General features: G+C 34.0%; 16 protein-coding genes and 1 tRNA gene. 6 read left to right on the plus strand and 11 right to left on the minus strand.

Annotated features, from left to right (window positions below; translation table 11 throughout):
* Window positions 1–467 precede the first annotated feature (467 nt).
* Both ACWA1B_RS12035 and ACWA1B_RS12040 read left to right on the plus strand, forming a co-directional pair.
* Window positions 468–953 (plus strand): hypothetical protein, encoded by a 486-nt coding sequence (locus ACWA1B_RS12035; protein ID WP_456907173.1) that lies wholly within the window; start codon window positions 468–470, stop codon window positions 951–953.
* 145 nt (window positions 954–1,098) lie between these two features.
* Window positions 1,099–1,644, plus strand: a complete 546-nt coding sequence (locus ACWA1B_RS12040; protein WP_456907175.1) for a 3'-5' exonuclease — start codon at window positions 1,099–1,101, stop codon at window positions 1,642–1,644.
* Between the two features lie 54 nt (window positions 1,645–1,698).
* On the opposite strand, the gene ACWA1B_RS12045 is transcribed toward ACWA1B_RS12040, so the two are convergent.
* From ACWA1B_RS12045 to ACWA1B_RS12075, 7 genes are all read right to left on the minus strand, one after another.
* Entirely contained in the window at window positions 1,699–3,477 is a 1,779-nt protein-coding gene (locus ACWA1B_RS12045; protein ID WP_456907177.1) for an AMP-dependent synthetase/ligase, read from the minus strand.
* Between the two features lie 183 nt (window positions 3,478–3,660).
* Entirely contained in the window at window positions 3,661–4,092 is a 432-nt protein-coding gene (locus tag ACWA1B_RS12050) for a hypothetical protein (protein ID WP_456907179.1), read from the minus strand.
* 142 nt (window positions 4,093–4,234) lie between these two features.
* Entirely contained in the window at window positions 4,235–6,631 is a 2,397-nt protein-coding gene (locus ACWA1B_RS12055; RefSeq protein WP_456907181.1) for a TonB-dependent receptor domain-containing protein, read from the minus strand.
* Between the two features lie 398 nt (window positions 6,632–7,029).
* The gene (gene purL / locus ACWA1B_RS12060; RefSeq protein WP_456907183.1) at window positions 7,030–10,683 is read right to left on the minus strand and encodes a phosphoribosylformylglycinamidine synthase; all 3,654 of its coding nucleotides are present in this window, start codon (window positions 10,681–10,683) and stop codon (window positions 7,030–7,032) included.
* Between the two features lie 251 nt (window positions 10,684–10,934).
* Complete coding sequence (locus tag ACWA1B_RS12065) at window positions 10,935–12,788, minus strand: endonuclease (RefSeq protein ID WP_456907185.1); 1,854 nt, start codon at window positions 12,786–12,788, stop codon at window positions 10,935–10,937.
* Window positions 12,789–12,981: 193 nt separating this feature from the next.
* Complete coding sequence (locus tag ACWA1B_RS12070) at window positions 12,982–13,566, minus strand: XAC2610-related protein (RefSeq protein WP_456907187.1); 585 nt, start codon at window positions 13,564–13,566, stop codon at window positions 12,982–12,984.
* A gap of 12 nt (window positions 13,567–13,578) precedes the next feature.
* Window positions 13,579–15,090 carry a hypothetical protein gene (locus tag ACWA1B_RS12075; protein ID WP_456907189.1) on the minus strand — a complete coding sequence of 504 codons (1,512 nt, stop codon included), beginning with the start codon at window positions 15,088–15,090 and terminating at the stop codon, window positions 13,579–13,581.
* 124 nt (window positions 15,091–15,214) lie between these two features.
* Here ACWA1B_RS12075 and ACWA1B_RS12080 point away from each other — a divergent pair, with 124 nt between their 5' ends.
* From ACWA1B_RS12080 to ACWA1B_RS12095, 4 genes are all read left to right on the plus strand, one after another.
* Window positions 15,215–15,646, plus strand: a complete 432-nt coding sequence (locus tag ACWA1B_RS12080) for a PaaI family thioesterase (RefSeq protein ID WP_035647170.1) — start codon at window positions 15,215–15,217, stop codon at window positions 15,644–15,646.
* Between the two features lie 3 nt (window positions 15,647–15,649).
* On the plus strand, window positions 15,650–16,729 hold the full coding sequence (locus ACWA1B_RS12085) for a chorismate-binding protein (protein ID WP_456907191.1): 1,080 nt from the start codon (window positions 15,650–15,652) through the stop codon (window positions 16,727–16,729).
* An 89-nt stretch (window positions 16,730–16,818) separates the two neighbouring features.
* Window positions 16,819–17,535, plus strand: a complete 717-nt coding sequence (gene bshB1, locus ACWA1B_RS12090) for a bacillithiol biosynthesis deacetylase BshB1 (RefSeq protein WP_456907193.1) — start codon at window positions 16,819–16,821, stop codon at window positions 17,533–17,535.
* 77 nt (window positions 17,536–17,612) lie between these two features.
* Window positions 17,613–17,686 (plus strand) — tRNA-His (locus tag ACWA1B_RS12095).
* A gap of 195 nt (window positions 17,687–17,881) precedes the next feature.
* On the opposite strand, the gene ypfJ is transcribed toward ACWA1B_RS12095, so the two are convergent.
* From ypfJ to ACWA1B_RS12115, 4 genes are all read right to left on the minus strand, one after another.
* Window positions 17,882–18,730, minus strand: coding sequence for a KPN_02809 family neutral zinc metallopeptidase (gene ypfJ / locus ACWA1B_RS12100; protein WP_142450957.1), 849 nt, complete (start codon window positions 18,728–18,730; stop codon window positions 17,882–17,884).
* A gap of 93 nt (window positions 18,731–18,823) precedes the next feature.
* Window positions 18,824–22,507, minus strand: coding sequence for a response regulator (locus ACWA1B_RS12105; protein ID WP_456907196.1), 3,684 nt, complete (start codon window positions 22,505–22,507; stop codon window positions 18,824–18,826).
* Between the two features lie 90 nt (window positions 22,508–22,597).
* Entirely contained in the window at window positions 22,598–23,389 is a 792-nt protein-coding gene (locus ACWA1B_RS12110; RefSeq protein WP_456907198.1) for a hypothetical protein, read from the minus strand.
* A 120-nt stretch (window positions 23,390–23,509) separates the two neighbouring features.
* Window positions 23,510–24,838, minus strand: coding sequence for an aldehyde dehydrogenase (locus tag ACWA1B_RS12115; protein WP_456907200.1), 1,329 nt, complete (start codon window positions 24,836–24,838; stop codon window positions 23,510–23,512).
* Window positions 24,839–24,885 lie beyond the last annotated feature (47 nt).

A 24,885-nucleotide genomic window follows, 5' to 3' on the forward strand; every position in this document is an offset into this window, starting at 1 on the left:
CATGTCGGTGCATCAATATAGGCAATAGGATATTTATATCGTATTTGTTATGAAGCACCTTTAATTGGGTGCTTTTTTTATGCCTTAAAGGCAAAGAACAAAGGAACAAAGAAACAAAGTGACAAAGGTTCGGAGTACTAAAAGAAAAAACTTAGTATCTCAGCATCTTAGTCCCTTAGAAACTAAAAAAAAAATAAGGATGAATCAAAAAATAGGACTTAGGTCAGACTATAGTGGTCAAACAGATAAAGTGGAATTTAGTGAGTCGCCATTTGCCTCGAGTAGAGCGATGGATTTAGAACTTATTAACCTATGGAAGGAAAAGGTGAATTTTAGGAAAATCATATATATCATTTAGAGATATTTCTCTGGTAAAGCAATGGTGCTTTTGAACTTGTGTGATAGTGGATTTCTTAGAAAAGCCTTCGATTTCCTGAGATTCCCAAGAATTACAAAATCAAAACACCATGCAAAACAATACATTACAACAATATAAAAACGCAATTAGAAAAAAATACGAAATCGAAAAAGAAGGGAAATACTTTGATTATTTGTACCAACCTTCTCGTGGAAAACTTCGTGATTTGTGCTGGTTGATTTTCGAAAATAACCCAACAAAAGAGGATTTGAATGTTTTCAGTAACCTTTTGGGTTTAGATTTCGATCACACCAAAAAGAATAAGTTTAAAGAGAAGAAAGATAAGTTCAGACCTATCGAAACGTTCTTCAAAGGCGAAACAGATCCGTCAAACATTGATGCTATCAATATGGCTGCGATTTTGGTTGATTTTGAATTGCGTCCTTTCAAAAAGTTTTACGAAAATTCTAAAACGGAGAAAGCAAAACCAATCGAAAGAATGGAGAAAGTGAAAGCAGTTTTCGAAAAGAAGAGCGCTGAAAAAAAGTCTAAGAAAAGAAACTTCTTCCGAGATTTTAAAAGTTTCTTTTTCTAGGGCTTTTGCCACAATCCCGATAACTATCTGGACTAGGAGACAAAGTTTTTTAGCCACAGATTTCACAGATTAGAAGGATTATTAAAAAAAATCTGCTGAATCTGCGAGAGAAAAAAATTAAACACAATTATTAAAAATTAAAAAAATGAAAACAACAGATAAAATTATTATTATCGATTTAGAAGCCACATGTTGGCAAGGCGCAGTCCCGAACGGACAGCAAAATGAAATTATTGAAATCGGATTGGCGGTCTTAGATACTGCGACAGGCGAAATTTCCAAGAATAAAGGAATTTTGATAAAACCGCAACGTTCAAGCGTTAGTCCGTTTTGTACAGAATTGACAACAATAACTCAGGATTTACTCGATCAAAATGGCGTAAGTTTTGAAGAAGCCATTGATTTGTTAATCGACCAATACAATCCCGATTTGTACACTTGGGCAAGTTACGGTCAATACGATTTGAATATGCTTAAAAAGCAGTGTAAATCGTTTGGTATTTCATATCCAATGGGAGACGAGCACATTAATGTAAAAGAACATTTTGCTGAAAAATTTGGCTTGGTAAAACCAACCGGAATGAATGGCGCCTTGGCACTGCTTAATATTCCGTTGGAAGGAACGCATCACCGCGGCATTGATGATGCTAAAAACATCGCTAAGATTTTGCATTGGTGTCTGCAAAATTAAAAAAGGCTGTCTCAATAAAGACAGCCTTTTCCTTTGGTTAATTATTTTGGAATTTTAATTATGACCATAGATTTTAGCGTAAAGATCTTTGTAAATTTCTTTAATGATTTTACGTTTTAATTTTAGAGTAGGAGTAAGTTGTCCGCCGTCGATAGACCAAACATCAGGAGTTAACTCAAAACGTTTGATTTTTTCCCAGTTTCCAAATTTCTCATTGATGCTTTCCACTTCGTCGTCGATGCGTTTGATCACATCTGGATTTTCACTGATTTCCTTATCTGTTTTTCCTAAAGTAATTTTGTGGATTTTTGCCCATTCTTTTACGAATTCAAAATTCGGCTGAATAAAAGCACCTGGCATTTTTTCGCCATCACCAATCACCATAATCTGCTCAATAAAACGAGATTGTTTCATGGCATTTTCAATGATTTGTGGTGCAATATATTTACCTCCCGAAGTTTTGAACATTTCTTTCTTACGATCGGTGATTTTCAAGAAGCCTTCACTGTCGATTTCTCCAATATCTCCTGTGTGGAAATAACCATCTTGTAAAGCTTCAGCCGTTTTTTCAGGATCTTTAAAGTAACCTAACATTACGTTTGGTCCTTTGCAAAGAATTTCTCCGTCTTCAGCAATTTTAACTTCTACATTGCGAATCACTTTTCCAACAGTTCCAATTTTAAAACCTCTGTTTCTTTGATCGTTTACGGCAATTACCGGAGAAGTTTCAGATAAACCGTAACCTTCCATAACTGGAATTTCTGCAGCAGCAAAAACTCTCGTCAAACGTGGCTGTAAAGCGGCACTTCCAGAAACCATTAAATCTAAATTTCCACCTAAACCTTCTTTCCATTTGCTGAAAATCAATTTGCGGGCAATTTTTAACTGAAATTCATACCAAGCGCCATTTGCTCCGTATGGTTCATATTTTAAGCCTAAATCAATTGCCCAGAAAAATAATTTTTTCTTGATGCCGGTTAATTCAGTTCCTTTTGCGTAGATTTTATCGTAAACTTTTTCTAAAAGTCTTGGTACCGCTGTAATTACAGTCGGACGAACTTCTTTTAAGTTATCACTGATTTTGTCAATTGATTCTCCAAAATAAACCGAAACTCCATAATATTGATAAATGTACAAGATCATTCTTTCAAAAATATGACAGATAGGCAAGAAGCTCAATGCAGTGCTTTTTCCCGGATCAAACGGAATTCTAGGCGCACTGTCCAAAACATTTGAAACGATGTTTTTGTGCGAAAGCATAACACCTTTTGGTCTTCCTGTTGTTCCGGAAGTATAAATAATGGTCGCTAAATCATCTGTTTGAATGCTGTCTTTTCTGGCTTCAACTTCACTTTGATTGCTTTCGTCTTCGCCTGACAACAATAAATCGCTCCAATGTTTACAACCTGGTATTTCATTGAAAGAATAGACCTCTTTTAATGTCGGTACATTTGCTTTGATAAGATTTACTTTATGAAGCACTTCTTCATCAGACACAAAGCAGTACATACTGCCACTGTGATTCAATATATATTCGTAATCTTCTTCAGATATTGTTGGATAAATTGGAACCGTCTGCGCACCTGTTTGCAGAACACCAATATCCATGATATTCCATTCGGTACGGTTATTTGATGTAATCAGGGCAATTTTGTCATCTTTTTGAATGCCCATTCGTAATAATGCTCTCGAAATTGCATTTGCTTTTGCAATATATTCCTGGCTAGATGTTTTTTCCCAGACTCCGTTTTTTTTTGTTGCTAAAGCAACCGGAAGGTTATAAGTTTCTTGTTGATAATAGGGAAAATCAAAAAGGCGTGTGATTGAAACCATGTTTAATATATTGAATTTTATCGCAAATTAAATAAAAAATAGGTATAATTTTTAATTTTGTGGAATTTTATGGGAAAATTTATAGGGACTCTTAAAAATCAACGAAAACGTTTTCTTTTTTGTAGTAAATTTTCGAAAAAACTAGAAATTATCAAATTAAAAAAATATTATTTTTTTTAGAAATTATTGCACATTAAAATCTTCATATTCTTTGACTCTTTCTCCCATCAGAAACATTTTTTTCTTCGCAAAATGAATAGAGAATTGAGAATAAACCCATTCCTCACTGTCATTTGGTCTGTACCAAAAAGTATACGATTTACTATTGAATCCTTCCTTGAAAACAGGAATTCCCTCTTCTGTACATTCAATTCCCCAGTTAATTTTCTTTTTGCTCATATCAACAGATTGAATAAATCCTGTTCCATCTGGGTTTAATTGGCTAATTGGTTCTTTTTGGCCAATTGGAGCATAAGTCCCGGAAACCGGAAAACCAATCGTGGTTGTAATATAGCGTTCTTTAGAATTATGAGTGATTGTGTTTACTTCAACTTGCGAATAAGATTTCGCAACAATAAAAAATAGAGCAATAAGCAATACGTGTACAGATTTCATTCTATAGTAGGTTTAAGTGTTTTTGGTATTTAGGGAAAATTTATGTCAGATTTTCAAGGCGAATATACTTTAAATTTCCATAGAAAAAATAAATCTCAATTACAAGAATGAAAAAATTATCAGATTTTTATTTTAAGAATTATTATTCTGTCGAAAACTGATTTTCTAGTAGTTTTTCTTTAAAATCAGATTTAAAGGTATACGCAAACGTAAGCATCAAAGCGCGAGTGTCAGATTTATTAGTTCGATGATTGCTGAACAATGCGGTATTGTTTTTATAACCGCTTTCGAGCGTATTAAACATATCGGTGGCAACCAAACCTAAACGCGCATTCCCTTTTCCGAGTTTTTGCTGAAATCCCATATCAACATTATAAATCGGAATTCTTTTTCCCTGTGCAGTTGCTAAAGCCGAATTGTAATTTCCAATAATCTGTAGTTTTCCGCCTTTCCACGGAACAAAATTATTAATGATTTTTCCATACCAGCTAAAAGCATTATTTACGACATCTTCGCCTAAATTCGATGCATTTATATTTTGCTGAAAAGCAGTCAAGCTGATGTTCGCATCATAAAAACCAATAGGTTTCAGACTGAAAATAGTTTCTAAACCATAAGTAACAGTGCTTCCAATATTTCTTGGCTGGAGAAAAATTACGCCGTTATCTAGCAATTCAGCATATTGTCTGATCGCGTCAGTTGTATTTCGGTAAAATGCATTGGCTGATAATGAATAGTTTTTCCAGTCTTTATTATAACTCATTTCGGCAATATGAATAATTTCCGGTTTCAAATAAGGATTTCCTCCATGCGGATTAAGTGCATCCGTAATATCAATAAACGGATTCAAATCGTCTAAATCAGGTCGATTAATACGTTTGCTGTAACCCAGTTTTACAAATTCATCTTGCTTTAAATTTAATTGCAGCGAAGCCGATGGAAAGAGTTTTAAATAATTATTGCTAAAGCGATCACTGTTATTTTGAGTTGCTCCGGTATTAGAAACATTTTCTGCACGCAAACCTAAATTGTATTTCCATTTTGGATTTTCGCTTTCGCCAATGAACGAATTTAGCATTCCATAAACAGCGTTTATTTGTTCGTTAAATTCGAAAATATTACTCGCTAAAGGATTCGCAACATAATCGCCATTAACTAAATCGGCACTTTCAAAATCAGAATTAAAAAAGCGAAATGTTCCTTTATAACCCGTTTCTACAATTGTTTTTTCTGAAACAGGAAAAGCATAATTTATAATTGCATTTGAGATATTTTGGTTTTCATAATTGTGTGTGCGCTGTAATTTAGCTTCACCAATCTGTTGTTGGTATTCATCATAATTATAAGTGTCAATATCCGTATTTTCTCTGTGTTTTCCGAATGATGAAGTAATTGATGTATTTAAACTTTTTCGTTCGTCAGAAAATTTTCGGTCATAATTAAAAGACAATTCCCCAACTTTTGAGCGTTCCAATTCTAAAGAATGTCTTCTGTTATTGGAGAAGAATGCATTGGTACTTGTGTTTACCTGCGTATATAACGTTTCGTCGTTATCCTGAGTTTCAATGTTTCCTAAAGCTTCAAACGAAAATATATTTTTGTCGTTTGGAGTAAAATCAACATTGAATTTTAGATTTTGCAAACCTTCAGTACGGGCGTCATCTCTGTGTTGATGAATGTAATGTTCATCATCAATAAAATAGTTTGTTCGGTCAGCATTGATTTTCTTGGTTCTTCCGGCAAAGCGATTGTCGTATCCTAAACCAATATTCCATTTTTCTGATTTATTATTTAAAAGAACCGAACTATTTACTCTGCCTTTTGCGCCAAAACCGCCTCCTAAAACAACAGCGCCATTAAGACCGCTTTGATTGTTTTTCTTCAATTTAATATTGATGATTCCGCTTTCCGCATTTGCATCATATTTCGCGGTTGGATTACTTATTATTTCGATACTTTCAATACTGCTGGCTGCGATTTGATCCATATTGGTAATGGCCGAATTTTTTCCGTTAATCAAAATCATAGGGGATTTTCCTCTAAGCGTAATTCCGCCTTCGGCATCAACGGCAACTGTTGGAATACTTTTTAGCATATCAGTCGCAGTTCCGCCAGATTGTGAAATATTCGAAACAGCATTAAAAATGAAGCCTTCGTTAGTTTTCTGAATTTGTTTTTTCTGCGATTTTACAACAACGTCATTCAGTAAATTAGTGTCGTTTTGCAGTTTGATAGTTCCAATGGAAATCGGACTTTCAGCAACTTTTATCTTTTGAGAAATCGTTTTAAAACCTATTAATTTAAATTGAAGCTGATAATCTCCAGAGGAAACATTTTCTAAAGCAAAATTTCCCATAACATCAGTTACGGCATAATTGGCTATTTTGGTAGAATCGCTGGCTTTTTTTAGAACGACATCAACAAATTCTATAGGAAGTTTTCCGTCAGTGATGTTTCCTTTTATGGCAGTCGTTTTTTGTGCAAAGGAAAATTGGCTTATAATGACTAAGAGAAATGGAAGGTATATTTTGCGTATCATATTTTTCATGAGACAAAGATATTTACCAGAATGTTTACGCTTGCTTAAGCTGTCTTAAGATACTATTAAATTAATCTTAGAATAGTTTTAAATAGTTTTGTTTTATCTTCCAAAAAAAATAATTAAGGCAAAGTTTGTCATTCCGAGGAACGAGGAATCTCCACAAGTAGCTCCGTCCAGAAAAGTTGCCAATCTTTGTAGAGTTTCTTGCAAGATTCCTCGTTCCTCGGAATGACAAGATTGAGGAAAAGTAATTTTTTGCCACTCCCGATAGCTATCGGGATAAAAGGATTGTAATGATTTTTTAATTGATGGAAAAAAAATCTGTGTTAATCTGTGTAATCTTTGGCAAAAAAAAACGCCCGATAAATTCGGGCGCTTTTAGTAAAATATATTTTTTAGTTTTTCTCAATCCATTTTCTGGCATTGACAAAAGCTTCGTGCCAAGGCGAAACCTCGTCATTTCTGTCTTTCGGATAATGCGCCCAGTTCCATTGGAAAGTAGAACGCTCAATGTGAGGCATCATAACCAAATGTCTTCCGGTTTTATCACACATCATTGCTGTGTTGTAATCAGAACCGTTAGGGTTTGCAGGATAACCTTCGTAAGCATATTTAGAAACAATGTTGTATTGGTCTTCTGCATAAGGCAATTTGAATTTACCTTCTCCGTGAGAAACCCAAACTCCTAAAGTACTTCCAGCCAATGTCGATAACATAACCGAATTGTTTTCCTGAACTTTTACAGAAGTAAAGATACTTTCGTGTTTCTGGCTTTCGTTATGAAGCATTTTTCCGTGAACTTCATGCTCTGGATTAATAACTTCTAATTCCATAAACAATTGACATCCGTTACAGATTCCAACAGATAAAGTATCTTCTCTTTTAAAGAATTTATCCAAAGCTGTTTTTGCTTTTTCGTTGTATAAAAATGCTCCGGCCCAACCTTTAGCAGAACCTAAAACATCTGAGTTAGAGAATCCTCCAACTGCACCAATAAACTGAATATCTTCAAGCGTTTCACGACCAGAAATTAAATCCGTCATGTGAACGTCTTTTACGTCAAATCCTGCCAAGTACATTGCATTTGCCATTTCGCGCTCAGAATTACTTCCTTTTTCACGAATAATAGCTGCTTTTGGTCTTGGTTTAGAATTATCGATTTCTGGTTTTTTTCCTGTGAAATGTGCAGGGAAAGTATAATTTAAAACTTGATTTTTATAGTTTTCGAAACGTGCCTGAGCTCTTCCGTTTTTAGATTGTTTTTGATCTAATAAATAAGAAGTCTCAAACCAAACATCTCTGTAAGTTGGAATATCTAAATTCCAGTTTCCAACTTCCAAAGTTGCTGTAGATGTTACAGAACCAATTTTGAAAAATTCGATATTGTTTGCATTCAATTTAGCTTCAACAGCTGCATCAGATTTAGCTTGGAAAACGATTCCGATGTTTTCTGCGAAAAGGATTTTCAACAAATCTTTTTCCGCGAAAGCGCTGAAATCAATTTTAGCTCCCAAATTCACATCAGCGAAACACAATTCTAATAAAGTTGTGATTAAACCACCGCTTCCGATATCGTGACCCGCTAAAATCTGGCTTTCGCCGATTAAATCTTGGATTGTATTAAATGCATTTTTGAAGAAAGCCGAATCTTTAATTGTAGAAGTTTCGTTTCCGATTGTGTTTCTAATTTGTGCAAAAGATGAACCTCCAAGTTTGAAATCATCTTGAGACAAATTGATATAATAGATTGAATCTCCGTTTTTCTGTAAAACAGGTTCAACTACTTTTCTAATGTCAGTACAGTTTCCTCCAGCCGAAATAATAACCGTTCCCGGCGCAATTACTTCATCGTTTGGATATTTTTGTTTCATCGAAAGTGAATCTTTTCCTGTCGGAATATTGATTCCCAATTCGATTGCAAATTCTGAACAACCTTCAACTGCAGCGTATAAACGGGCGTCTTCACCTTCGTTTTTACAAGCCCACATCCAGTTTGCAGATAATGAAATTCCTTTTAAACCATCTTTAATTGGCGCCCAAACAATGTTTGACAACGATTCTGCGATAGCATTTCTACTTCCTGCAACCGGATCAATCAAAGCAGCGATAGGAGCGTGGCCAATAGAAGTTGCAATTCCTTCTTTTCCTAAATAATCCAGAGCCATAACCCCAACATTATTCAAAGGCAATTGTAACGGACCTGCATTTTGTTGTTTTGCTACTTTTCCTCCAACGCAACGGTCAACTTTGTTAGTCAACCAGTCTTTTGAAGCAACAGCCTCTAAACGTAAGACGTCTTTTAAATAACTTTCGAAATCATTTGGTGAATAAGCAACATCAGCATATTTTCTATCAATAGTTTTATCTGTCATAACCGTTTTTGGAGAACTTCCGAAGAAATCTTCTAAAGCATAATCCATCGGTTTTGAACCATTTGATTTTGATTCAAATGTAAAACGGTGATCTCCCGTTACATCACCAACCTGATACATTGGCGAACGCTCTCTGTCGGCGATTCTTTGTAATGTATCGATATCTTTTTGACCAATAACCAATCCCATTCTTTCCTGAGATTCATTACCAATAATTTCTTTTGCAGAAAGTGTTGGATCTCCAACTGGTAATTTGTCTAAATCGATCAAACCTCCGGTTTCTTCCACTAATTCTGAAAGACAGTTTAAGTGTCCTCCAGCTCCGTGATCGTGAATCGAAACAATTGGATTGTTGTCGCTTTCTACCAAACCACGAATGGCGTTAGCAGCACGTTTTTGCATTTCAGGATTTGAACGCTGAATCGCATTTAACTCGATTCCTGAACCGAAAGCTCCAGTATCTGCAGAAGAAACTGCAGCACCACCCATTCCGATTCTATAATTTTCACCTCCAAGAATAACGATTTTATCGCCTTCTTGTGGTTTCTTTTTAATTGATTGATCTAGTTTTCCGTATCCAATTCCACCCGCTTGCATGATTACTTTATCATAACCAATTTTGCGGTCGTTTTCTGAATGTTCGAAAGTCAAAACCGAACCTGTAATAAGGGGTTGGCCAAATTTATTTCCGAAATCAGAAGCTCCATTTGAAGCTTTGATCAAAATATCCATTGGAGTTTGGTACAACCATTTTCTTTCTTCAAGAGCATTTTCCCATTTTCTGTCTTCTTTCAAACGAGAGTACGAAGTCATGTAAACTGCAGTTCCGGCTAATGGCAACGAACCTTGACCTCCGGCTAAACGGTCACGAATTTCTCCTCCTGATCCTGTTGCAGCTCCATTGAAAGGCTCAACTGTTGTTGGGAAATTGTGTGTTTCGGCTTTTAATGAGATAACCGAATCAAATTCTTTTATTTCGTAAAAATCAGGTTTGTCTGCCGATTTTGGTGCAAATTGCTGCACTTTTGGTCCTTTTACAAAAGCAACGTTGTCTTTGTAAGCAGAAACAATATCGTTAGGATTTTCCTGAGATGTTTTTTTGATTAATTTAAAAAGAGAAGTTTCTTTTTCTTCACCATCAATTACAAATGTTCCATTGAAAATTTTGTGACGGCAGTGTTCTGAATTCGCTTGCGAGAAAGCAAAAATCTCAGAATCCGTAAGTTTTCTTCCTAGTTTTGTTGAAAGATTATTTAAGTATTCTACTTCTTCTTCGCTTAAAGCTAAACCTTCAACTTTATTGTAAGTCGCAATATCATCAATTTCCAGAATTGGTTCCGGCTGAATGTTGATAGTAAAAATCTCCTGATCTAATTCATTGAATTTTTGGAAAAGCATCGGATCAAAATCAGTAAAATCTTCCGTAGCCGGATGAAATTCTTCAATTCTGATAATGCCCGGAACACCCATGTTTTGAGTGATTTCTACAGCATTTGTACTCCAAGGTGTGATCATAGTGGCACGGGGACCAACAAAAAAACCCGTCAGTGCGGATTTTTCGATCTTATTCGAGTCGGCAAAAAGCCAGTTTAATTTTGAAATGTCTTGAGCTGAAATTTCGTTTTGCGTCTGTACGGCAAAAACAGTTTTGCTTTGGTTTTCAAAGAAATGGATCATTGTGATGTGTAGTTTGTTGTATTGAGCTGCAAATTTAGTTTAAATAAATAGTAAGCGCAAATTTGATAACAAACTCTTTAGAAAAAAATGATCTTGATCTGAAAAGCGATTGAATTTTAAGGATTTTGTATTTAATCTCGTAATCCCGATAGCTATTGGGAGCACAGCAAAGTTTTTTTGTTTCACGCAGATTGAGCAGATTTTTTTTGGTTTATGAATAAATCGGAGCTAATCTGCGTGAAAAAAAATATCTAGTTGATTACTATCTTTTTAATTGTGGTTTTTGAATCTTTCACGATTTTAACAACATAAATTCCGCTTGAAAGATGACTTACAGCTATTACGGGGTCTGTTGTGTTTTGTTTTTCGAAAACTTTTTGTCCGGTAAAAGAAAGAATTTCTATCGAATAAGGAGAATCTGAATTGCCTAAAACAATATTGAAAATTCCGTTTGAAGGATTTGGGAAAACCACAATTTCATCTGAAAGTGCTACAATTTCTTCTTTTTCTTCTTCAATTGGTTTAGCCATTTTGCTTGCTAAATTGTTGCAGGTATCTTGTGTAAATGAATCCCATTGCGAACTTAAATTAAAAGTTGTGCTTGGAGAAGTTACAGTCGATTTTCTTCTTAAAGTAACATCGATTGCAAAGTTTGCGGTTCCGCCGTTAAAAGTTCCGATGATGTCTATTAAAACTCCATTTTTAAATAAACCTACAGCATCATTTCCGTTAAAAGTTAATTCGGTTGCCGTTGTTGAAATATTGGCTGAACTTGGAGAAAAACAGGTTGAAGAAATCGCGCTGTTTACAATAACAAATTTGCTTCCTGTAGTTAATGTTCCGCTTAAAGCTAAACCTGTGCTCCATGCGCCAGCACCATTAGTTTGCTTTTTGATTGTGTATGCAGATAGATTAATAGCGCTTCCTGTATTGTTGGCAATTTCCAAAGCTTTATTATTTCCTGAACCTTCAATATATTCAGAGAAAAGCAAATCGGTTGCCGATCCTGTTCCGCTGCTGTTGGTTGTAACTGAAATGGTATTACTTGATGCAGAAACATTTCCTGCCGCATCTTTTGCTTTCACATAAATGGAATAAGCTGTAGAAGCAGTTAAACCAGTAATAGTTGCTGTTGTGCTGGAAACAGTTGTTTTTAAAACACTATTTGCGTAAACATCATAACCCGTTACGGCTACATTATCTGTAGAGGCAGTCCATGAAAGTGAAATTGAAGTCGCTGTTTTTGAAGTTGAAGCCAAACTTGTTGGAGTGGTGGGCGCCTGAGTATCTCCAGAAGGAGTTCCGCCCCAAATTTGATTTACATATTCCGGATGATCGATATAGGGATTACGATTATTTTGACGCGCATAAATCGCATTATTTCGTGCAATTTCTCTTGCGCTTACAGGATCTTGCGTGTGCCAGGCTAAAAGAACATTTAAGAAAGCCGTTGTAAAAACTTTATTGCTCGAACCATCGAACATGGCATAAGAATATCCGGCAACCGTATTTTCATATCGTGTTGCGAAGTAAAAATACATTCTGGCAATATCACCTTTAAAGTCGTTGATGGGTTCGAAAACAGTTCCTGAATATCCAGATACAGAACTTGATCCTAATTTACCTCCATTTTGAGAAGTATAGGTTGCAGAACTTACTGTTCCGTGAGGGTAGTTCGAGCGCATTCCGTTTACTTTTCCGTCGGTTGGTGTTATGAAATGTGCATCGGCAACCATTGGAGATTGTTCGTTAAAAACAGATTGCGGGATAATATGTTCTCTGTTGTAGCAATCGCCTTCAACAGAGTAATTTCCGCATCGTTGTGTGCTTCCTGTGCTATAATTGTAAGGATCTGTTCCGGATGGATTTTCGGAATACATGTCTAAGACGGTTCCGTCATTTTCATAAAAATTATCGACATCTGAAGTTTGATAGGTTGTGTACAAACCTGCATAACCATTGTCTGTATGGCCTTTAATAATGTTGTACAATTGTGTTTTTAAAGTATAACCAGTTCCGCTTGCGGTATTATAATAACCAGAAGGTATTTGGGTAAAACCAATTGTAGTAATAAACAATAACAGTAAAAAGTAGTTTTTTTTCATAAAAGTAGTTTAAGATTTGGTTTGAAATACTAAAAATTTACTAATTTAAAATATTGATTTTAAATGTTTTAAATTTTAATATGTAACAAAACTACTACTTTTTAAGATGCAAAATGTTACGGTAAGTTTAAATTTAGATAGATTTTCTTACGAGTGATTTTTTAACTACCGCGAAGGCACTAAGGCTTGAAGTTTATTTTATTGAAGTTATTTTTTTAATGGCTTTTCTATATTCTTTTTCAGATTTAGAACTACCGTCATTAGTTATGACGATATTAAAATCAATTACTTTATTGTTTTTTATTTTATAAAAGGAAGCCCAATTGGTCCCGGAAACTACGTGACTTTCAATAATATTATATTTAGTATTTAATATTGGGTTTTTGATTTCTTCAAAACCAACTACTTTTTTGAAATTATTTGTTTTGGAATTATAGAGATATAAGCTATAAGTCCAATTGCTTCGAACATCTGAATAATTTTGAACTAAAAGATCTTTTATTTTATCGTTATTAAAATCTCTAAATTCAATTTCCTGATTACTACTATGAAGATTTTCTTTTAATAATATTGTTTTTTTGCCGTTTAATTGCTGAGTGATTGTCAGAGTCGCATTTTTTTCGTCATCTTCGATATCTTCTCTGTCGTTGAAAGTTGCAAGTTTTATCGCAATTCCTTTATTTTTATAAATAGAATCACACTTAATTATAGTTGTATTTTGAGAAAATGCATTGCTAAAGAATAAATGACAAATGACAAGCGAAAAAAATAATTTCATAAATCTTTAAATTTATTTCGGAAAATCTTGACTCTGATAAGCGCCTAAATCCGGAGGTAAAGTTCTTGTAATTCCTAAAATATCTTTCGGAATCATAAACGCCTGATTCCCTTTCGCGAAAGCGGATGAAGTTTTATCAATGTTGAATTTGTTCTGACTAACATTATAAAACTTTGGATTTTCATTCAAAATGATGTTGTTATAATGTTGTGTATCTGTTTTAAATTGATAATCAGGATTTGTAGACGAACTACTGAATTTTAGAAGACAGTTATTTAATTGATAAACAAATGCGGTATTGGTATTTTTACTTAAATTAAACTCGTTTGTGCCTGAGCCATAAATAATACAGTTATTGAAAGTTGCTTGTGTAAGCGGATTTGTTTCCGGCGTTGCGCCTGCCAAACTATTACTCAAGTTAACTGCAAAATGAGAACTGTTTTGCCAATTGTTGTTGAATGTACAATGCACAAAACTGTAATTACCGCCATAAAGACAAGATAAACTTGTAATTCCGGCGTAATTTATAACTAAATTTTCGGCATTTATTCGGGCATTTTTAGTTAGAATTCCATAATCCACAAAATTATAAAATTGACTATTTTTAATGGCAATAACGTTCGTTGTATTTCTTATTTCTAAACCAGTTACGGCATTTTTTAAGGTAAGATGATTGATGGAATGATTGGCGCTTCCGTTTTCAAGAATAACCGAATTCCATTGTCCTGGAATATCAGAATAAAGGGATTCTAAACGATCGCCTTCAAAAACAACTTCGTTTTCTAGTTTTTCGGTTGTAGAAACAGTTCCGTTAATTTGAAGGGAAGCATTTTTTGTAACATACAATCCGGAATTAGCGTGGAAATGAACCCTTGCACCGGCTTCAAAAGTTACGGTTTTATTTTCTGGAACACCCGCGTATCCATAAATAACATATGGTTTTTGTTTGGTAAAAAGAAGTTCGTTTCCGTTTACGGCATCATTTTCATTTAGATAAAATCCATCAACTTCTTTTCCGTCGATTTTGATTTTCTCTTTTGTGCCGTCAGGATTTTGATTCGGATAAAGAAAAACGGCATCCTGAATTAAGGTAACTAGTGCCACTTTTTGAAGATTGTCTCCGCTGTCAAATTGAATTTCATCGGTATATAAAAAATCAGTCGGATTAGCATCGGTAACGTCTGCAGTAGTTTCTATAAAAATGTAAAGACTGTCTTTTGCTAAAAGCGTAACATCTTTAAAAATCTTTCCATTTGTTCCGCTCATTCCGTCAACGGTCATTCTGTATTTTGAATTCAATCCGTTTTTCAACTGAATAATTGGAATTGAAATATCATTTTTACTTCGGTTATACACTTTCAATTGATAAGTGCTTGAGCCAATGTTTTTGAAAACAGTATCTAAATAAACAGTGTCTTTTGAGAACTTTAAATCTCCAGTGCTGGCAACAGTATCAAAATCAGTTCGGCAGGAACTGAAAGCTAAAATTAAACCAATGATGAAAAGTGTAAAGTATTGGCGCATTTGAATTCTTTTTGTAAAAATAGCAAAAAACCTACAGGTTTGAAGTTGAATTTTAAATTTTAGAATCGGTTTTTAGATTTATGTCTTATCTTTCTTTAATTTTACGATTTTAAAGTCCATTTTAATGAATTATACAAAAGAGCAGATTTTGGCGCGCTGTAATGAGTTTTCTAAAAACACATTAATGGAAACGCTGAAAATTGAATATATCGACGCCGGAGAAGATTTTTTAACAGCAAAAATGCCAGTAAATCCAAGCGTTCATCAGCCAATGGGATTATTGCACGGTGGCGCTTCAGTGGCTTTGGCGGAAAGTGTCGGAAGTGCAGCTTCTTTCTTTTTTATTAATCCGAAAGAGCAGGAGGTGAGAGGTATTGAAATTTCGGCAAATCATTTAAAAAGTATTCGTGAAGGCTATGTTTTTGGTACTGCAAGAATTATTCACAAAGGAAGAACTGTTCATTTGTGGGAAATCAAAATTACAGATGAAGCTGGAAATTTAGTTTCGCTCTGCAAATTGACGAATATGGTTTTGGATAGAAAGAAAAGTGAGTAAATTATGAATCCATTTTTCTCAAAAATTAAAAATCATAAAGAACAGAATTTACCTTTTGTACTTTATTCAAAACCCAACACAACAAACCTAGTTGGGATTTTACAACAAAATAATACATTATTTACCGTTTCAGATTACAGCGAAAAAGGATTTGTTTTTGCTTCTTTTGATGAAAAACAATTGATTCTGATTCCTGAAAATGAATCGGAAATTATTATTGCAGAAAAAGAAGCAACTTCATTTGGACCAATAGAAATTGATGATTTGAATTTTGATTCTGAGGCTAAATTTCAGTATGAATATTTGGTAGCGCAAGGAATTCAGGCGATTAAAAATGAAGAATTCAAAAAAGTAGTTTTATCAAGAAGTGAAGAAGTGACTTTGTCTGAATTTGATTTTATCGAAACTTTTCAGCATTTGGTTCAATTGTATCCTGCGACTTTTTGTTATTGTTTTTTTCATCCAAAAATCGGACTTTGGATGGGAGCGACACCTGAAAAACTGTTAAAAGCAAACGGAAATGTTTTTGAAACTATGGCTTTGGCAGGGACACAAAAAGATAATCTGGAAACAGAAATCGTCTGGCAGCAAAAAGAAAAAGACGAGCAACAATTTGTAACTGATTTTATCGTAAAAAGATTGAGAGAATTTACGGCTTCGGTTGTGGTTTCTGAACCGTACAGTCTAAAAGCGGGTTCAATCTGGCATATTAAAACAGATATTTCTGGAGTTTTAAAGGAAAATTCAACTTTAGAAGAGGTTATTGATACATTACATCCAACGCCTGCTGTCTGCGGACTTCCTAAAAAGAAATCCAAAGCATTTATTTTAGAAAAAGAAAATTACGATAGAACTTTCTACACCGGTTTCTTGGGTGAATTGAACAGTACTTTTGAGGGAATTAATGCAAGTTCTGATTTATTTGTAAATTTACGATGCATGCAGATTCAGGAAAATAAAGCTATTTTGTACATGGGCTGCGGTATTACAAAAGAAAGTATTCCTGAAAAAGAATGGGAAGAAAGCGTCAACAAATCGATGACGATGAAAAGAGTATTGAGAGTTATGAGTTATGAGTTATGAGTTGCAGTCGCAGTTTGCAGTTACTGAGACTGAATACTGAGACTGCGACTAAGCTCGAAACCTGAAACAAAACAAACAAAAACAAAAAAATGAAATTAGATATATTAGCCTTCGGTGCACATCCGGACGATGTGGAATTAGGTTGTGCCGGAACAATTTTAAAAGAAGTTTCCCTTGGGAAAAAAGTTGGTATTGTTGATTTAACGCGCGGTGAATTAGGAACGCGTGGTACGGCAGAAATTAGAGATCAGGAAGCAAAAGATGCTGCAGCTATTTTAGGCGTTCTTGTTCGTGAAAATTTAGCCATGCGCGACGGATTTTTCGTTAATGACGAAAAACATCAATTAGAAGTGATAAAAATGATCCGTAAATATAAACCTGAAATTGTATTATGTAATGCAATTGACGATCGTCATATCGATCACGGAAAAGGAAGTAAATTAGTTTCTGATTCTTGTTTCTTATCAGGTTTGATGAAAATTGAAACTTCGATTAATGGAGTGCTACAAGAAGCCTGGAGACCTAAAGTTGTATATCATTATATTCAATGGAAAAACATTACTCCGGATTTTGTAGTTGATATTACAGGATTCGAAAAAAAGAAAGTTGAAGCGATTTCTGCATATAAAACGCAATTTTATGACCCAAATTCAAAAGAGCCGGCAACGCCAATTACGAGTAAAAACTTCTTTGAAAGTTTAAATTACCGTGCGCAGGACTTAGGAAGATTGGTTGGGAAAGATTTTGCTGAAGGTTTTACCGTTGAAAGGTGTTTGGCAGTCAATAGCTTAGAAAGTTTGATTTAATTTTTATGAAAATTTTTCATTTTTTTCTTTGTAGAACTGAACCTTTGTTCTATATTTGCACTCGCTAAGCAAAAATGGTGGTTGTAGCTCAGCTGGTTAGAGTAGCGGTTTGTGGTGCCGCGGGTCGCCGGTTCGAACCCGGTCAGCCACCCAGATTTAAAGCCTTGAAGAAATTCAAGGCTTTTTTTGTGCTTGTATTTTTTTGAACCATATAAGGTATGTAATTAATTTAAGTTTGGCTTTGCAAACAATTATTACCTTGAAATCCTTCTAAAATGATTTGAATAAAAAAAGCATGACGTTTAGAGTCATGCTTTTCTAGTGGTTATTATATTTGGTTTCTGTATTATTCAATTTCTTCAAAGGTTGTACCTTGTTTGATGTCTCCGGTTTTAAAACCTTTTTTAAACCAGTACATTCTTTGTTCTGAAGATCCATGTGTAAAGGAATCAGGAACAACATGTCCTTGCATTTTGCTTTGAATAGCGTCATCGCCAACTGCATTCGCAGCACTCAACGCTTCATCAATATCGCCAGTATCTAAGTTTTGCTGATTGTAATGTGCCCAGACTCCAGCATAAAAATCGGCCTGAAGTTCTAAAGCAACGGAAAGTTTATTTGCTTCGGCTTCACTTTTTCCTTCCTGTGCCTGACGCATTTTTGCCGAAGTGCCTAGTAAAGTCTGTATGTGGTGACCAATTTCGTGCGCTATAACATATGCGATTGCAAAATCTCCTCCTTTAGCTCCAAATTTACTTTGAAGCTCCTCAAAGAAACCTAAATCCATATAGACTTTTTGATCTCCAGGACAATAAAAAGGTCCAGATGCTGAAGATGCACCACCACAGGCTGTTTGTACGGATCCTCTAAAAAGGACTAATTTTGGCTTTTTATAGGTCATTCCGTTTTCTTCGAATATTTTACTCCAGATATCCTCTGTATCAGCCAGCGTGACTCTGACAAAATTCCCCATTTCTTCATCTTCCTTGCTTAACGGTGCCGCTGCTTCGGTTTGTTGTTGTCCGCCTTGCATTTGTTCTAAAACTGGTGCTATTTGTTTGCCAGTTTCTCCTCCAAAGACATTCAACAGCAAAACAATGATTCCAATAACACCTCCACCAATAGCGACTTTTCCGCCTGAGATGCCTCTTCGGTCTTCAACATTATCACTTTGTCTTCTGCCTTGCCATTTCATAGTGTACTAGATTTAAACTTATTATGTTTTTATTAATACGAATTTATATATTTTTCAGCAATATTGTGACAATCTGAATCAATTAGTTTTGAATTATTTTAACCATTTTCGCAATGCTTCTTCTACAGTACCCCTAATAATAGGTTTTGAAATATAATCGTTCATTCCGGCCGCGATGCATTTGTTCTTTTCTTCTTTTTCTGCTCCGGCCGTTACCGCGATAATAGGAATGTTTTTACCAATTTCTGTAACCCTTATCGCTTTTGTAGCTTCGTAGCCGTTCATGATGGGCATTTGTATGTCCATAAAAACGAGATCAGGGTTTATATTTTCGATTTGTTTTACGGCTTCATAGCCATTTTCACATTCAAAAATAATCGAATTCATGTTGATATTTTTGACAATGGTTTTTAAAAGAAGCATATTTACTTTATTGTCTTCTACAATCAGAATATTTATTTTTTCCATATTCGAATTGTAGCTTAATGCATATTCTGGCTCAACTCCGTTTGAAAGCGCTTTTAGTTTTTCACTTACTGTGTTTTGGCTAGTTTTAAGACTCAGATCAAAATAAAAAGTACTTCCAACGTCAATTTTGCTTTTAAGCTGAAGACGACTTTCCATTAAAGCCAATAACTGATTTGAGATAGTCAAACCTAAACCGGTTCCTCCAAATTTTCGGGTTGTTGAACTATCTTCTTGCGAAAAAGCTTTGAAAATTTTCTTCTGATTTTTTTCTAATATTCCGATTCCGGTATCAATAACTGAAAAACGAATAACATGAAAGTCGTCGCATTTTTTATCTAGTACAGAAACATTCAATTTTATGGAGCCTTCATTGGTAAATTTGATGGCATTTGATAAAAGATTGATCAAGATTTGCTTTAAACGTACAATATCTGTCCAGATGTATTTTGGAACATTTGGATCTACATTCAATTCAAGCAAAAGATTTTTTTGATTTGATTCATATATAATCAAGTCAAATATTTGTCCGAGTATTTTTTGAAGATCGTATAAGTCAATATAAAGTTCGAGTTTTCCTGCTTCAATTTTTGAAAAATCAAGAATGTCATTAATAATTTCAAGCAACGAATGTGCCGACTGATTAATGGTTGTCATGTATTTTTCCTGAATTTCTTCAAGATTTGTTTTCATTAATAAGTGCGTAAATCCGATGATTCCATTCAATGGAGTCCTGATTTCATGTGACATATTGGCTAAGAAATCAGATTTTGATTTATTTGCCGCTTCCGCAAGTTCTTTTGCTTTAATAGCATCTTCACTTTCTTTAATTTTCGCCTGATTTCTATGTCGGTCTAAAGCTGAAGATATATTGTTGGCCAATGTCTGATAGATGTAAATTTCATCATCTGTCCATTTTCTTTCTTTTGTGCAATCATCAAAACCAATAAAACCCGAGAAAACATTATTTGAAAATAAAGGAAGAATCAAAATGGATTTAATGTCATTTGCAATAAGCAAATTTTTGAAAAATGTATCTTCAAGGTTTTTTGTCAGGGTGCTTAAAACTCTTTTGTTTTGTGAGTGAAAAATAATTTCCTTTAAATCTTCATCAGTAAATTTTTGAAGTTCTGTTATTTGGTGAACAACTCCTTCTCTTGACCATTTGTATTGCTGACTAATTGTATTGGTTTCAAAATCTTTTTCATAATAAAAAATATGATCCGCTTTTGAAGCTTTTCCAATAATATCATACGTTTCCTCAAACATTTTTTGAGGTCCTTTGCTTGATAGAAACTTTTCTGTACAAAGTGCCATTGCTGAAAGCAAATCTGTTTTTAGTTCCAGTTTTTTCTCGGCTTTAAGTCTCATTTGTGAAGAAATAGCGAGCGAAATAACATCGGCTATTGTTCTGGCGTAGTTTATATCTTCATTGTCCCATTCTCTTTTTTCTCCTGTACTTTCAAAACAGGCAACTCCGGCCAATTGTCCATTTAAGAAAATTGGAACATCAAGCATTGATTTGATTTTGTTTTTCGTAAAATAAACTTTTTGAAACTCGGATGTCTCTAATTTATCGAAAACATCTGGCGCATTTATTATGGCTTTGTTTTTTAATGTTTCAAAATAAATTGGATACGATTCTTTATCGAGAACATTTTTATCGCTCAAGGATTGATTATCACGGCTAAATAAATTCTTGCAGGTGATGACGTCATTTGAAAATTTCCAGAAACTTACCCGATTTGCTTTTGATACAATTGCTCCTTCTTTGATGATGTAATCAATTACGGTTTGCATATTGTCGTAATCGCTAAAATTTGTTGTCGAAAGCTTTTTAGTTGAGTTGTTATAAGACTCTATTTTTTCTAAACGTCTCTTTTTCTCGTTTTCAATATTTTTTAATTCGGTTATATCTCTTGCAATTCCTGCAAAACCTGTTGTGATTCCCAAGTCGTTTTTGCGAACGATTACTTTTTGGGAAATCCATAATTCCTCACCGTTTTTCTTTAAAATCGGAATTTCGATTGTTGGATAATTCAGTTCATTTTTTTCCAGATTTTCATAAAATTCGACAGCATTTCTGATGTAATCTTCATGAATAAAATTTGAATAATGTTGCAAAAGCACTTCGTTTTCAGTGTATCCTAAAATGGAATATCCAAACTCATTTATAAAGGTGAAATGGCCGTCAATGCTAATTTCAAAAATTATATCGGTGGCGGTCTGTATAAGATTTTTATATTGATCCTGAACTATAATTTGTTCTGTAACATCCTGGCCAATACTAATGATTAAATCTTCTGAAAACTTTTTATCTTTCCATTGAATGTATTTATATTCTCCGTTTTTGCTTTTTAATTTTCGGATATACAGTTTGTTGTCAATATAATTTTTGTAATAATTATCTCTGCTGAATTCGGAATCTTCGGTAAGTTTCCAGAATTCAAGCGCCATAACTTCATCTGGATGATAACCTAAAATCGAAGTAATTGTCTCGCTACAAAATAATAATTCACCATTTTCATTTGTTGCAATGGTAAGTGAATTTCCTTTGTGTACAATTTCATTCGTAAACCTGTAATTGTCTTTGTTGTTTTGCAAAACGGCATATTTTACCTGATTTATGATAAAAATGACGATGGTAAAATCGATCAAAAGAACTGAAGATTTTATGGGAATTAATTGAAAAGCAACAGTAGTAAGTAAAAAGATAAAGGTAATTGCAACAAAAAACCAATATACTTTTATGGGTTTTAGAACGCTGTAAGAAAAGAAAAAAGATATAAGAAAAGTAATTATTGGCAAAACATCACCTTCTAGACAAATAATATTGCGCGCTATATATGAAATGTAAAAAAAGAAAGACACAATGAATATTTGCTGGATTCGATCGCGAAGGTATTTTATTTTGTCTGTAAGAAAATAGATTACTAAAACGCTAGAACCTATAATAAGGTTTGTAACCAGAAGACTTGCGGGTCTTATTTTAAAAATTTCATTAATAATCTCGATTACAATAACGGCAATACCAAAAAACAGAATATAAAGCTGGTATTCTTTATTGATTGTTTCACTTTCTTTCTTTTTTTGAATAAAATAACCAATTCTTTTTTTAATTCTGAAAAACTGATATACCAAAATACCCAAAAAACCAAAAAGAGAAAGTCCTAAAATAATAAGTTTAGGATTGTTGTAGAAAATGACATCCGAGCTAAAAACAAACCAATTTGTTATAGTTGATTTCAAGGAATTACCAGTGCAGGCAATTCCTGAAAACAATGAACTATAAAAACTGTAGTTTTCTACCATATGATTTGGGAATGTACGGTTTAATCAATAGCATTTTATGAATTTCTAAAAGAGTTGGCCAGACTCTGTTTTAATTAGAAAGACGTTTTATTATAAATCCGATTGACCAATTGAGTCAATTGAATCTTCTTCTTGTTCCATGGTAAAAATCCCATAATAAGTAGCGTAAATTAGAGATGTATTAAAAACAACTGTAAAAAACAATCCTACTCCACAGGCAACTACCCCAACTATAGAGCCAATCATTCCTAGAATAAATAAACCGAAAATTAACAACGGATTTTTTGAAACTAGTGTAATACTTCCTTTAATAGCATCAATAGCTTTTAGGTTTCCAAATACAATTAATGGAACTGTAAAATACATGAAATAGTTAATGAAAATAGAAATTCCCGCGCCTAAAAATATGTAGCCCGTACTTTCAAGACTATTTGCAATGATGTTATTGACAACGCTTATAATTAAAGTCGCAACAAATAACTGTATAAAATAGGGAGCTTTATAATAATGAAACATTCCTGAAACTTTAAATTCGCTGTCTTTGTCTGCAGCATCAGCCATTTTAAAAAATCCTGCACCAAAAGGCGCAAATAAAGCTGTTATAAGTGATACTCCAACTGTTGAGATTACAGCGCTTTCTAAAGTCGGTTTTGAAGGTTTCATGCTTTCCTCTATTATTTTTGGTGCATGTTCAAGGCCATAAATAGCACCTATTGTCACCATTGCACCAATTCCGAAGATAACGAAAACCAAAAATATGATCAGAGCAGAGTAAAGTGCAATTTTTTTATAATTTTCGAAAGCATGGTCAAAAACGTTAGAAAAATCCAATGAATAGCCATTATTTTTTATGTTTTCGATTTGGGCAAGAGTAGATTTCATTTTTATTATGGAATTGTTTGTACTTTTAGAATTTACGTTCATTATTGAAACGTAAATATAGTATTTTTAATCAATTACATATTATAATCTACAAAATTAACGACGACATTTTTTATTTGCTTAAAGCCAGTCTAATAGTCGTTTAAGGGAAGTTAATTTATCTTTATAAGGAGCATATCTCATTGGTAGATCGAGCCAATTAGCTTTTTTTACGATCGCTTTATGATGTGAGAAAATATCAAAGCTGAGTTGCCCATGATAAGCACCTATACCGCTGTGCCCAACTCCTCCAAAAGGAAGTCTTTTGTTCGAAAAATGAACAACGGTGTCGTTGATGCATCCGCCTCCAAATGAGTATGTTGTAATTAGTTTTTTAGCAAAACTATTGTTTTCGCTAAAAACATAAAATGCTAAAGGTTTTTCATATTTACTGACTACATTTTCAATATCAACTTCGTTTTCATAAGCAAGAATAGGTAAGATAGGTCCAAAGATTTCTTCTCTCATTACAGGGCTATCTAATGTAGGTTCTTCAATTAAAGTAGGCGAAATATATAATTTTTCAGCATCTGTTTCTCCTCCAAAAATTACTTTTTCGCGTTCAATCATACTGTCGAGGCGTAACCAGTTTTTTGTATTAATGATGCGTGCGAAATCTGGAGACTTGTCTATTTTTTTTCCATATGCTTTTAATATTTCGTCGATTAAAAAAGTGATGAAATTAACTTTCATGTTTTTCTGAATCAAAATATAATCAGGTGCAATGCAAGTTTGCCCAGCATTCATGAATTTCCCCCAGACAATTCGTTTTGCTGCCAGTTTTAAATTAGCAGTTTCGTCAATAATACACGGATTTTTGCCTCCTAATTCTAAAGTAACCGGTGTTAGATTCTCGGCTGCTGCTTTAGCAACAATTTTTCCGACCGAAACACTTCCTGTGAAAAATATATAATCCCAGCGTTTTGCCAGTAATTTATTTGAAATTTCGATACCTCCTTCAATAACTTCTACATGTTTGACATGAAATGTTTTAGAAATGATTTTATTAATAATAGCTGAGGTATGTGGTGTGAGTTCCGATGGTTTTAAAACGACTCTGTTTCCGGCAGCAACAGCAGCAATTAAAGGACAAAGTGCTAGTTGAAAAGGATAATTCCAAGGTGCAATTACTAAAACTTTTCCGTAAGGTTCTTTGTAAATATAATCCGTGGAAGGAAAATTGAGAAGTGACGGAAAAATATTTTTAGGTTTAGCCCAGGAATTAATGTTTTTGATCGTATCTTTTAATTCCGAAATAACATAATTTGTTTCCGTTAAAACAGCTTCAAATTCGGGCTTTTTAAAATCATCGTACAAAGCTTTTACAATTAAATCTTCGCTTTTTTGAATGTTATACAACAATTTTTTCAGCGTTTCTTTTCTGTATCCGATGTCGTTTTTGTAGTCCATTTTATGATTAGCTTGTTTTCTTTGACTATGCAAGTTAATCGATAATA

The organism is Flavobacterium xizangense (genome assembly GCF_054075145.1).